This is a genomic window from Chryseobacterium carnipullorum (genome assembly GCF_003815695.1).
Taxonomy (GTDB): Bacteria; Bacteroidota; Bacteroidia; order Flavobacteriales; family Weeksellaceae; genus Chryseobacterium; species Chryseobacterium carnipullorum.
On record NZ_CP033920.1, the window covers coordinates 3,009,080 to 3,022,016 of the forward strand.

Sequence of the window (12,937 nt, forward strand, 5' to 3'; positions counted from 1 at the left end):
TCTTTTATAACAACTTAGGTATTTCGTCCTTTTTTTCTTAGGCCATTACCACTGCTTACGTCTCGCATAAATAAAGGTGCAGATCACGACTACAGCCATAACACCGACCGTTATAAAATATCCGTATTTGTGATGAAGCTCCGGCATATTGTCGAAATTCATTCCATAAAGCCCGGCAATAAAGGTAATCGGTAAGAAATACACCGAGTAAATAGCCAAAACTTTCATAACCTGGTTGGCTTTTTGGTCTGAAAGCGCCAGAAACATTGAAATAAGGTTGGTAATCTGAATATTTAAATGATCAAAATCCGCAACAACATCTTTATGTTTATCTTTTAAATCCACGATCTCTGAATCCTGAAGATTCAACAGTTTAAACTTATCCACCGCATCTGTTGAAATAGTCAGTACCCTTGAATTCAGTCCCGATTTTCTTTTCAGTTTGTACAATCTTCTGATCTGGTTCGTATGATTGGTGTTTTTAAGGAAGATTTCGTTTTCAATATTATCCATTGTTTCCAGAAGACTTAATGATTCATCATCAAAACTTTTCATGATCAGGAGCGCAATCATTAAAGCAATTTTAGGAGAAGGAACTTCCGTTTGCATGGCAGAAATCTGTTTCTTCGTCTCCAAAATACTTTTCGTTTTCATCCGGTGGATGGTAATGATCGTATGATCGACAAGAAAGATTCCAATCTTCGTGCTGATATCACTTATGGTGTTGAGGTTTTTTCGTTCCAGTTCAGTACTTTCCCGGAGCAGGAAAAACTTTACGTTGCCATCCTCTTCATATTTCGGAAGGTGGTTTGGATCCATGGTATCATCCAGAAGAAGGTTGTTGATCTCATATCTTTCGTGAAGAAATTTCAGGTCCTCCGCAGTGGGAGCCTCTACATCTACCCATTCACATTGGGAGTCTCTGTATATCGTATCGATTGGCATATAATAAAAATACTACTATTTTGAAAAACTATGGATTAAATAATTTTATCTTTGCCAAAATTAAAAAAACTATATGATTAAAAGTACAATAAAAGGAATAGGATTTTATGTTCCAGATCATGTTGTTACGAATGATGATTTAGCGAAGCTGATGACCACCAATGACGAATGGATTACGGAAAGAACGGGCATCAAAGAAAGAAGACACAGACAAAACAGAAATGACTCTCAGGAAACGACGGCTTACCTGGCATTCAAAGCTTCTGAAAAAGCGCTCGAAAAAGCGGGACTCACCGCAAAAGATATAGATTATATTGTTTTTGCCACCCTTTCTCCGGACTATTATTTTCCGGGTTGTGGTGTTTTACTTCAGGATATGCTGGGGTGTGACACTATTGGTGCTTTGGATGTAAGAAATCAGTGTTCAGGATTTGTTTATGCCATGAGCGTTGCCAATGCTTTTATCAAATCAGGAACCTATAAAAATATTCTTGTTGTAGGAGCGGAGATCCATTCCTTCGGACTTGATTTTTCTGATGAAGGAAGAGGGGTTTCTGTGATTTTTGGAGATGGCGCAGGAGCCATCATACTGTCAGCAACCGAGGATGAACATACGGGAGATATTTTAGCCGTAAATATGCATTCTGAAGGTAAATATGCAGATGAATTGTGTACGCAGTTCCCGGGTTCTAAATTCGGATGGAGTGACAGGATGAGAAAAGAACCTGAAAATGTGACCAATAAAGAGGTTTATCCAATCATGAATGGAAACTTTGTATTCAAACACGCGGTAACAAGATTCCCGGAAACAATGCAGGAAGCCTTGGATAAAGCCGGAAAAACCATCGAAGATCTGGATATGTTCATTCCTCACCAGGCCAATCTTAGAATTGCCCAGTTTGTACAGCAGAAATTCGGACTTCCTGATGAGAAGATTCATAATAATATTCAGAAATACGGAAATACAACCGCTGCCTCTATTCCTATCGCTTTAAGCGAAGCAATTGAAGAAGGGAAAATAAAGAGAGGAGATTTGGTGCTTCTTTCAGCTTTTGGAAGCGGATTTACATGGGGAAGTGTATTGTTTCAATATTAGAATTCTGACTTAAAATAAACGAAAGAGACTGACTATTTTTTAGACAGTCTCTTTTTTTATGAAATAGAACCTATCTGAAAATACCATTAATAGTAGATAAATATCGATTTCCTGTGGATAGTCTTTAAATTAATTTGATAAAAAGAAAATAATTTAAATGTTTTGCTTTTTTTTCATTAAATTTATACTATAAAGTATTGTAATTTTTTGATTTTAAAAATATTAACTTTAAATTTTAACAAAATGAAAATTAATTTATTACCAGTGATTTTTTTCTTTCCCTTACTGGGTTATGCACAAGTTGGTATCAATACCGTTATGCCTTCTGCAACCTTAGATGTAATCGCTAAAGATCCTACAGGTACTACCACCAATGTTGATGGTATGCTGATTCCAAGAGTTGACAGACAAAGAGCTCAAAGTATGACAGGGGTTCCGACATCTACTTTGGTGTATGTAAACAGCATTGCTACCGGTACACAAGCGGGAACTGCTGTAAATATTGATGCAGTAGGGTATTACTATTATAATGGTTCCAACTGGGTGAAAATAAGTCCACCACTCAATATTTATAATACAAATGGGACTCTTACAGGTAACAGAACGGTAACTCAGGGAGCTAATACATTAGCTTTTGCATCAGGTATTGTTAATGGTTTTTCTGTAGCCAACAGCACTCTATCTGTAGATGGTGCCAATGGCAGAATAGGAATTGGATCCAATGCGCCTACAAAAAAACTACATGTAGAAGGAAGCCAGTTTCTGAATGCTGCTGTAACAGTTGCTGCTACAAATGATGCATTTGATATTAACATAGGTCAGGACGGTTTTTCTTATGGCAACCGAATCGATAATTTTGGAATTAATATGAGAACTGCTTCCACTGCAGACCCGGGATCTGTCGCCCGTATTAATTTTGGGGATGTTTCTACAGGAACAATCAGTGGACTAGGAAATCGATATCTTTCATTTAGTGTAGGAAAACCTCTTAATGAGCTTATGTATTTAACTAACATTAATAGTGGAGCTGTAGGAATAAGAACGATAACCCCGCAGAAAAGCTTGCATGTCAACGGATCTTTGCAGGTTGTGAATGAGATTAACGTAGGCGGAAGTGCTACAGCCGCTGGTTCTGCAGGCACTACAGGGCAGGTCCTTACCTCTTCCGGGGCAGGTGCAGCACCCTCATGGCAATCTTTGAATACGGTAAGCGGAACTATTGCTTCAGCCAATTATGTACAGGGAACAACAGCTTTAACGGTTGCTTCAGGTACTACTGCGGATGTTCCGGGAGTAACCATTACGTTGACGGTTCCTGCCGGAAAAACCCAGACTTTCTTATTTACTGTATTAGGATATGCTACCCAGTTTCCTAATGGTATCACTTCGCAGGGAACATTTAATCTTCTTCAGAACAATGTTAAAATTTCTTCTGCCTATGCCGCTAAGTACGGTCCTGCTGGAGGAGGTGGATTGCAAGATATCCCAATTCCCGTAACATTTTTAAAATCTGTTACACTTCCCGCCGGTACCTATACCTTTAAAATACAGTATTCTGCTTGGTCTGGAAGTGCTACTGTTAATGTTGATCCTAACACATATGCTGGATATAACGGTGATACAGAAGCCATGCTTACCAAAATGCAGGTGTTGGTGTATAATAACTAAAAAATAGTAAATAATTCATTTTTTATATTTAAGTAAATGAAATCCGCAGCCTACAGTGTGCGGATTTCATTTTTTTACTTTAATGGCTTTTATTACTAAAATGCAAATATTTCTCCTGTGATTACTGATATTTTAAGTTCTTTTATGTATAGTTAGGGATAGGTTATTTTTAATACTTTTGTACTGCATACATGATAATGGCATATATAGCCTGTTTTCTGATAAGAATCTGACCTGAATTTTATAGCCTGCAGCCATTCTATGAAGATACAGAGGTTGAAATTTACAATGAAAGATTGATAATGTATTTATTTTATTATTAAACTATTGCAAATGAGTTTGTTGTATTTTTTATAGAAAAAAATCGATACAGTTTGGTCTTCTTTTTGAAAATATTAGCACAGTCTTGATCCGTATAGGTGATTGATCAAATAAAAACACAATGATGAAAAAAAATTTAATTTTAGGAGTATTAGTACTTCCTGTGTTCGCCTATTCCCAAGTAGGAATTAGTACCCCAACACCACAAAAGAATCTTCATGTTAATGGTTCACTACAGATCACCAATGAATTAAATATAGGGGGAGACGCTAAAACTTCCGGGAGTGCAGGAATAGCAGGACAGGTTTTAAAATCCAATGGTCCCGGTGTAGCACCTACCTGGGGAAACCTTGCTGGCGTTCCCAATGCTACCGGAACAGTGATTGTCGTGAACGGGCAATTTATAGTTGCACAGGAAATAGTGGTACAGCTCACTGCTGATTATTCGAAAATCAGCCCAATCAATACAACTGATCCTATCGGAAACCTGACTAACGAGATTATCGATAACGAAAATCGCTATTCCGGAACTGGGACTGCCAATTCATTTACGGTATCAGCAGATGGAGTCTATCAGGTACATATCAACGCACAAATATCTACCGATAATGGAACGAGTCCCGTCATAGGGATCTGGAATGATACCACAAGTAAATGGGTAGCAAGAGTTAATGATTACTTTACTGCTCCCACAGGAAGTTTGCAGACCTATACATTGCTTACCTCCATTCCGATGGCCGCTTCCAACACGTATTCATTTAGGATTGCCAATACCGTTAATACTACCGTCGTGAAGTATATCAGTACCGGATCTACAGGGTCCGGACCCATTACTCAGATGTCTGTTAAACGTTTAAAGTAACAGATAACAGAGTTTTAACAAAAGACAAATGCTTTGATTATTATTTTCGAAAGCGGTTACAAAATAAAGATCTACAGGGATCAAATTAATTAAAAACACAATGATGAAAAAGAATTTAATTTTAGGGGTAGTACTACTTCCCGTATTGGCCTATTCACAGGTAGGAATTAATACCGCGACGCCTCAAAAAAGATTGCATGTTAACGGTTCGTTACAAATTACAAATGAGCTCAACGTAGGAGGAGACGCCAGAACTGCAGGTTCTGCCGGAACTGCAGGACAGGTTTTAAAATCTAACGGACCGGGTGCAGCACCTACCTGGGAAAATCTTGCCGGTGTTCCTAATGCTACAGGAACAGTAATTGTCGTGAACGGACAATTTATCGTGGCTCAGGAAATCGTTGTACAGCTGACTGCTGATTATACCGTACCTGCTGCCTCGAATGCAACATTTCTTATCGGTAACCTGACCAATGAAATCATAGACAATGAAAGTCGCTATTTCGGGAATGCTTCCGCTAATTCATTTACAATACCTGCAGATGGAGTGTATCAGGTGACTATCAATGCTCAGTTATCTACTGATAGCGGAACAGTTCCGGTTGTTGGAATCTGGAATGATACTACGAATAATTGGGTGGCACGTGTCAACGATTATTTTACTGCTCCAACAGGTAGTCTGCAGACTTATACATTACTTACTTCCATTCCTATGGTAGCTTCCAGTACTTACTCGTTTAGAATTGCGCCTAGTGGAGCGGCTACTACGATTAAGTATCTTAGCAGTGGATCTACAGGATCAGGTCCGGTTACTCAGATGTCGTTAAAACGATTACGATAATCCTCAAATAGATTTCACAAAAAAACCGCAGAATCATTCTGCGGTTTTTTTGTGATTGAAGGGTTAAATTAAAGACTCTTCAATAATTTCTCTGTATCTGTAGAATCCTCACCTGTGCTTTTAGCAAGCTGAACAGATTTTTCAGCCCACATCTTTGCATTCTTTTTATCTCCGATCTTGTTGTAAAGATTGGCTAGTGTATCCGTATTGGCATAGTTCTCATTTTTCTTTACCGATTCCTGAGCCCATGCTACCGCTTTTTCCAGAGATGTTTTGCTGCTTACATTTTCAAAAAAATCCCATGCTAAAGAGTTTAATTCTTCAGAACTCATGGAAGAATAATCTTTGTACAATTCCAGGGTTAGCTTCTCATAGGTAGGAATATCTTTATTCTTTAAAGCTCTGTTGGCTTTTGCTCTTTTTAAGATTTTTTCAGACTCATCTTTAGTCAGGAATTTTTGGCTTTCTGTAAGGAAATAATTGTCATTCCAGGTTTTTGTGTCTGCATTGTAAGCCTTTTTAAGAACAGTATTCAGTTTGATATTCTTATCGAATTTTGCATACTTATCTTCCGGGAAAATTTTGATGATCTCTGCTTTTTTTGACTGAAAGATTTTGTACAGAGGGCTTTCCGTACTCTGAGTTCCTGAAAGAAGCATTTGTACATCTTCCTGATCAAGACTTGTTTTCTGCTGGAAATATCGGTCTAACACCTTTCCTGCCAACTCAGAATCATTATAAATGGTAAGGCCTGCAAGATTTTTTAAGAATTCAGGGTCTTTTTCTCCGTTTTCAAATTTTTGCTTTAAGGCAGTCAGTCTTTTATTGGGATCTTCGGCATCTTTAGCGAACTGGATGAAATCTTTTTCCTCTACGTAGCCTAATGTTCTGTGCACTTCTTCTCCGTCACCATTGATGAAAAGATACGTAGGAAATGCCTTTACATTATATTTCTTGGCCAGTCCTACACCTTCTCCCTTTTCCATATCTATTTTGGCATTCACGAAATGGGAATTGTAAAAATCTCCGACAGTCTGTAATGGAAATATATTTTTCACCATCAGTTTACAAGGTCCGCACCACGATGCATAGGCATCTACAAATATAAGTTTATTCTCTTTTTTCGCTTTCGCAAGTATCGTTGCAAAATTACTGTCTTCAAATTTAATTCCCTGTGCCAATGCAAGAGCTCCTATAAATAAAGAAGAAAATAGGGTTAATTTTTTCATAAAACTTTTTATTGATTACAAATGTAATAATTATGTAAGCATATCAGTCGCAGCAAATAGAAAATAGTTACGGATATTTTATTTTTGACAGATAATAAATCTATTTAATGTGAAAACTATGAATTTTATATTATTAAAATAAATAATAATTAGTTTTTTAGTTAAAAAAATTAAATAATAGTAGAATATTTTAATAAAATATAAAATAGTAGTAACTTTGTAAAAAACAAAAAGACACCCCATGAAAATGATGAATTATTATAAAATCAAAATAATAATTTATTTTTTTATGTCTAAAAGTATGCTGAAACTTTTGTTTTTGTTCATTACTGCTGTCCCCATCTTGGCTCAGAAAAAATATGGCTTCGATCAGATCTGTGAAAGGACGTCTGTTCAGACGGTTCCGAAAGATATTCCTAAGGCACTGAAAACAGCAGATTCTCTGTATAGGTCTGCGGAAGCTCCTTTGGATAAGGTCAAAAGTCTTTTACTTTCTGCCGATCTCTATCATTCTGCCGGTGAATTCAAAAAATCTATTTGTTATGCAGAAAATGCGCATTCCTTATTAGATCAGATTGATGATGCGGAATGGTTTTCGAGGGTCAATGAGTTTCTGGCTAAAGAATACCGTCTGGTAGGCCTTCATGAAAGATCAAAAAAATATACATTACAGGGTATAGAAAGCTCAAAACTCATCACTGACTCTCAAACACGAGGTGAAATACTCGGACTTTTGAATCAGGAAATGGCTTATTACGAAATGGAGCAGGGAAGTTATACAGATGCCGTAAAATACATAGAATCCTCACTGAACTCTTTCGGAAAAGATACCATAAAGGAGAATGACAGAGCTGTAGCTGCTTCTTACCAGATCCTTGGTGATATCTATTTTAGACTTAAAGATTATGCTGTTTCAGAAAACTATTACCGGAAAGCAGAATCCATGCTTAAAGAAAAGTGTTGTGTCCTTGGCCTGGTTTATAATGGCCTGGGCGGTATCCGTCTGAAACAGAAAAACTGGGAAGATGCTGAAATCTATCTTAAAAAAGCAGAGAATATAGCGGACAGCTCCCGAAGTCTTAAGCTCAAAAAAGCAGTATATTCCAATATCAATGATTATTATGAAGGAACGGGAGATAATTATAAAGCTTCCCTTTATGCCGTAAAATATGTAAAAGCATACGACAGTCTTACCGCCAGGAATCGTGAATTTGCAGTGATAGCTCCGGAAAATGTAGGAAAACTCAATAAAAAAAGTACACAAATCAGTCTTGTAAAAAACACGGCTATTATCTTATTGCTTATTTTACTCATCGGGATTGTTGCTTTTTTTAAAGTAAAACAGAAAAAACAGCGCTCTAAATTCAGGAATATTATAAGAACGCAGCTGCAAATGATCAGTTCCCGAAGTGAATATTTACCTTTAAAAACAGAAAATACCGATTTTTCAAACATTTCTGTAGAGGAAGTAGATGACAGAGCAGGAGTATCCGACAAAAAGAGGAATGAATCTCTCATGACGTCCGAAACCGAGTCTAAACTCCTCGAACTTCTTGAGGAATTTGAAAAAGGGGACCTTTATAACAACAAGAATATGTCGTTATCTTTTCTTGCTGCAGAGCTTAATACCAATACAAAATATTTGTCCTACGTCATTAACCAGCATAAAAATGCTGACGTTAAAACCTATGTCAATCGTTTAAGGATCAATTATATCATTGATAAACTGATCAATGACGAAAAGTACAGGCAATATAAGATCAGCATCCTTGCAGACGAATGTGGTTTTTCTTCTCACAGTAAATTTGCTTCGGTTTTTAAAGCCGTAACAGATTTTTCTCCCTCAGCATATATTAAGTACCTGGATGCTGAAAATCAATCAGATAAAAATGTTCATTTTCCTGAAAACAATTAAGAAGAAGGCTGTTTTTATGAATTCTGTCTTTTCATTTTCATGAAAACTGATAACCTATTGTTTTACGTAAGACATTCACATCGATATCTTTGCGCAGCTTTACGGGAATGAGTCTACTGCAGTTTGTCACTCACTTTTTTAATCTTTTATTCTTTGTAAAGCAGAGCAGCGATCAAAACTAAAACTAAAAATTACTAGACGGTGTAAAATGTCTGCCAATTATTTTACACAAACCATGAAAACTTTAAACTAGTAAATTAAACACATGAAGACAACTTTTACGGTCGTGTTGGCCTCCGTATTTTCTAATGCTGCCTTTGGCCAGATAGGAATCAATACACCAACGCCAATTGCGAGTCTGGACATCGTCGCAAAAAGAACCGACGGATCCACAGCTGAGGGGGTGCTGCCCCCGAGGCTTTCAGGGGAAGAAATCAAGGCAGGTGATTCCCAGTACACAGAGAGTCATGCAGGTACTATTATTTATGCTTCGGCACCGGTAAGAATACCCAGCAGCAAAACGGCTAATATTACCGCCGCCGGACTTTATTATTATGATGGTAAAATGTGGCAGAGAATGCTGCCCGGGGACCCCAGAAAACTGAATCCCCAGTCTGCAGGAGATATTAAAAACTCTATGCAGCCTTCAGATCATAACGGATGGTATTTGCTTAATGGAAGGTCAGTTTCCTCTCTTCCATCATCTGCACAGACGTCTGCGGCTGGCTTAGGATTTACGACACGTCTTCCCGACGCATCAGATAGGATTCTGAAAACACGAAATGGTGCCGAACTACTGGGAAGTCAGGGCGGAAATAATAACATGACGATTACCCGTTCGAATCTTCCGGACATTAATCTGATAGGAGTGGTAAGCGGAACAGCGGAAAGTGCGGGAGCACATATCCATACTTCAGATGAAGGAGGTTTCCTTTTGGGAGGAACAAATGTAGGAAATAATGGTTCAGGTCATTATCAGGGGAACAGTGATTCGTCCTCTTGGGGAGGAGTCGGAATGATGGGGAGTACCGCTATTTCCGGTGCCCACATCCATTCATTGTCAGGAATTGCCACAATTCCTACAGGAGGAGTGGGAGCAACAATGGATAACAGGTCTGCTTATCTGGTAGTCAATACCTTTATCTATCTGGGTGAATAGCCCGGTAGGAGCAAAGATTTTATAATACAATCGGGGTTGATTGCCCGGTTTTTTTCAGTCAAGTTTTTTTAAGTGCAAATCCGCAGCTATGGCTGCGGATTTGTTATTTTATTTAGTCTTGAGACTGTCTGATTTTACTTTTACAGTATCATGAGAAGCAGGAGCAGGTTCAGAATTGGCCACAGCAGAATCTCCCATATGATTTCTCAGAGAGTCTTTATCATGCTCATTTTTGAATTCTTCTCTTTTCTCTTTGTTCTGGGCACAGCTTCCTAAAATCATAACTCCAAGAACAGCTCCGATCCATAATTTTTTCATAATAATTAATTTTAATGTTTAATATGATCAAATATAGAGAAATATTGACAGTTTTATGAAATTTTCTCCTATATTATAAGATAAAATTATTTTTAATGTAATAATAAGGAAAATGAAATCATCTTGTTAATCCAAATTTTTGAAATTCAACCTTTTTCTTTGCATCGTCAAAAAAAATCTGCAGAACTTTCATCTGCAGATTTTCCATTTTTAAGATCGGAATCTGTTTCTATTTAGCCGGACGTGGAGCAGCAACCGAATCTACTCCCACACTGTCTGTTACCGCCATCTTTGATGAATCTGTCGCGACCGGTGCTACCATTTTGGTAGTAACTGTTGCCGTAGAATCACTAGTACTTGATGACATTGAAGATTCTTTGGTTCCGCAGCTCACAACGACTAATCCTAAACCTACAGCTGCTAACAATAACTTTTTCATACTATTTTATTTTTTAGTGTTATTAATAAATGTTCAATAACTATTCCTAAGTGGTAGTGTAAAATATTAAAAGATAGGTAAAGTTTGTTAAAAGGTGTTAGAGGGAGGTGCCAGATGATTGGTAGGAGGTTTCATGGATTAGGGAGTTCTATTCCACAGTTTAAATAATAGTCATGATGATTCACTGCTTGTTGGGAACGATTTATAAAAAAGGCCACGGAATAAAAATTCCGTGGCCTCTGTGATTATTCATTGTTCGTACTGATCATAACGAACAATTCATATCGTATATTTCTTATCCCAGATATGGGTATTTATAGTCTTTTGGAGAAACAAATGTTTCTTTTACGCTTCTTACAGACGTCCATCTTAGTAAGTTCATTTTAGAACCAGCTTTGTCATTGGTTCCTGAAGCTCTACCACCACCGAAAGGCTGCTGTCCAACAACGGCACCAGTAGGTTTGTCATTGATGTAGAAGTTTCCTGAAGCATTTTCTAAAGCTTTGAAAGCTTCATTGATGGCATAACGGTCTTGTGCGAATACAGAACCTGTCAATGAATATGGAGACGTAGAATCAACTAATTTTAACGTTTCTTTCCAGTCCTGATCTTCATATACATAAACAGATAGGATAGGTCCGAAGATCTCTTCTACCATACTTTCGTAATGAGGATTGGTAGTTTCAATAACTGTTGGATGTACAAACCATCCTTTAGAATCGTCAACTTTTCCACCGATAGCGATTTCAGCTTCACCGGAAGCAGTCGCTCTGTCGATATACCCTTTACATTTTTCGAAAGAATTTTTATCGATTACCGCATTAACGAAATTAGATGGATCCTCCGGAGAACCTACTTTAATAGATTTGATCTGAGCTTCCATTACTTTTTTCACATCAGCCCAAAGAGATTTAGGAACGTAAGCTCTTGAAGCCGCAGAACATTTCTGTCCCTGGTATTCAAAAGAACCTCTTACCAAAGCAGTAGCTACCGCTTCTACATTTGAAGAAGGGTGAGCAATAACGAAATCTTTACCTCCTGTTTCCCCAACAATTCTTGGATATGTTCTATAGTTATGGATATTGTCACCGATCATTTTCCACATTCCCTGGAATACTTTCGTAGACCCTGTAAAGTGAAGACCTGCAAAATCAGGATGTGCCAATACTTTCTCAGCAGTTTCTTTTCCGTCTGTGAAAACCATGTTGATTACTCCTGCAGGCAGACCCGCTTCGATTAATACATCCATGATTACTTTTGCAGAATAAACCTGCTTGTCAGATGGCTTCCAAACTACGACATTTCCAAGCATAGCCATACACGTTGGTAAGTTTCCGGAAATCGCTGTAAAGTTAAATGGAGTTACCGCAAAACAGAATCCTTCCAATGGTCTGTACTCTACACGGTTCCAGATTCCCGCATCAGAAACCGGCTGCTCAGAATACATTTCAGTCATGAATTCTACGTTGAATCTTAAGAAATCGATAAATTCACACGCTGCATCGATCTCAGCCTGGTGTACGTTTTTAGACTGTCCGATCATCGTTGCTGCGTTGATCACGTCTCTGTAAGGTCCAGCCAAAAGATCAGCCGCCTTTAAGAAAACAGCTGCACGGTGTTCCCAGCCCAGCTCGTTCCATTCTTTTTTAGCTGCTAATGCCGCGTTGATGGCGTCATCTACATGCTGCATCGTACCCTTGTAGTAAAACCCGAAATCATGAGCATGATCCTGAGGAGACTGAAGCTGAACTTTTTCGTCAGTTTTCACCTCCTTTCCGTTGATGAACATAGGAATTTCTATCTTCTCAGCCCACATCTTTTTGTAAGTGGCGATAAGGCTTTTAACTTCAGGAGATCCCGGTACATAAGAATTTACCGGTTCATTGACTGCAAATGGTACTTGCGAAATTGCTTTTGACATACTATGTTGTATTATTTTAAATTATAAATAGGTTGGTATACAAATTTACGTTTTCATTTTGAAAGGAACAATTTCTTCAAATACTTCATCCTATTATTTAACATAAATTGGTTTTTAAAAACTTTACCTATGAAAAAAGCAGTGAAGTTTACTGCTTTTCTCCAGAATAAAATAATGAATTCAGGAGACCGTCCCATCCTGGTGGGTTTCAACTTCGATTTCT

The 12,937-nt window shown here is 37.8% G+C and carries 11 protein-coding genes; 6 read left to right on the forward strand and 5 right to left on the reverse strand.

Annotated features, from left to right (window positions below; translation table 11 throughout):
• Positions 1-45: 45 nt before the first annotated feature.
• Positions 46-945, reverse strand: a complete 900-nt coding sequence (locus EG346_RS13805) for a magnesium transporter CorA family protein (RefSeq protein WP_073332838.1) — start codon at positions 943-945, stop codon at positions 46-48.
• A 73-nt stretch (positions 946-1,018) separates the two neighbouring features.
• On the opposite strand from EG346_RS13805, the gene EG346_RS13810 reads away from it, so the two are divergent.
• The 4 genes from EG346_RS13810 to EG346_RS13825 all read left to right on the forward strand — a co-directional run bounded on the left by EG346_RS13810 (position 1,019) and on the right by EG346_RS13825 (position 5,733).
• Entirely contained in the window at positions 1,019-2,041 is a 1,023-nt protein-coding gene (locus EG346_RS13810) for a 3-oxoacyl-ACP synthase III family protein (RefSeq protein WP_123879292.1), read from the forward strand.
• A 243-nt stretch (positions 2,042-2,284) separates the two neighbouring features.
• A complete protein-coding gene (locus EG346_RS13815; RefSeq protein ID WP_123879294.1) occupies positions 2,285-3,709 on the forward strand; it encodes a phage tail-like protein in 1,425 nt (474 codons plus the stop codon).
• 442 nt (positions 3,710-4,151) lie between these two features.
• Positions 4,152-4,892 carry a hypothetical protein gene (locus EG346_RS13820; protein ID WP_123897702.1) on the forward strand — a complete coding sequence of 247 codons (741 nt, stop codon included), beginning with the start codon at positions 4,152-4,154 and terminating at the stop codon, positions 4,890-4,892.
• Positions 4,893-4,995: 103 nt separating this feature from the next.
• Positions 4,996-5,733, forward strand: coding sequence for a hypothetical protein (locus EG346_RS13825; RefSeq protein ID WP_123879298.1), 738 nt, complete (start codon positions 4,996-4,998; stop codon positions 5,731-5,733).
• A gap of 68 nt (positions 5,734-5,801) precedes the next feature.
• Here the strand turns inward: EG346_RS13825 and EG346_RS13830 are convergent, their stop codons facing one another.
• Positions 5,802-6,962: a thioredoxin family protein gene (locus EG346_RS13830; protein WP_123879300.1), complete on the reverse strand. Its 1,161-nt coding sequence runs from the start codon at positions 6,960-6,962 to the stop codon at positions 5,802-5,804.
• Between the two features lie 289 nt (positions 6,963-7,251).
• Here EG346_RS13830 and EG346_RS13835 point away from each other — a divergent pair, with 289 nt between their 5' ends.
• Complete coding sequence (locus EG346_RS13835; protein WP_164466379.1) at positions 7,252-8,877, forward strand: tetratricopeptide repeat protein; 1,626 nt, start codon at positions 7,252-7,254, stop codon at positions 8,875-8,877.
• Positions 8,878-9,142: 265 nt separating this feature from the next.
• Positions 9,143-10,036 (forward strand): phage tail-like protein, encoded by an 894-nt coding sequence (locus EG346_RS13840; protein WP_123879303.1) that lies wholly within the window; start codon positions 9,143-9,145, stop codon positions 10,034-10,036.
• A gap of 108 nt (positions 10,037-10,144) precedes the next feature.
• Here EG346_RS13840 and EG346_RS13845 read toward each other — a convergent pair whose 3' ends face one another.
• The 3 genes from EG346_RS13845 to pruA form a co-directional block, all read right to left on the reverse strand.
• Complete coding sequence (locus EG346_RS13845; RefSeq protein ID WP_073332821.1) at positions 10,145-10,354, reverse strand: hypothetical protein; 210 nt, start codon at positions 10,352-10,354, stop codon at positions 10,145-10,147.
• A gap of 229 nt (positions 10,355-10,583) precedes the next feature.
• Positions 10,584-10,793: a cytochrome C551 gene (locus EG346_RS13850; protein ID WP_123879305.1), complete on the reverse strand. Its 210-nt coding sequence runs from the start codon at positions 10,791-10,793 to the stop codon at positions 10,584-10,586.
• A gap of 295 nt (positions 10,794-11,088) precedes the next feature.
• Positions 11,089-12,714, reverse strand: coding sequence for an L-glutamate gamma-semialdehyde dehydrogenase (gene pruA, locus EG346_RS13855; protein WP_123879307.1), 1,626 nt, complete (start codon positions 12,712-12,714; stop codon positions 11,089-11,091).
• Positions 12,715-12,937 lie beyond the last annotated feature (223 nt).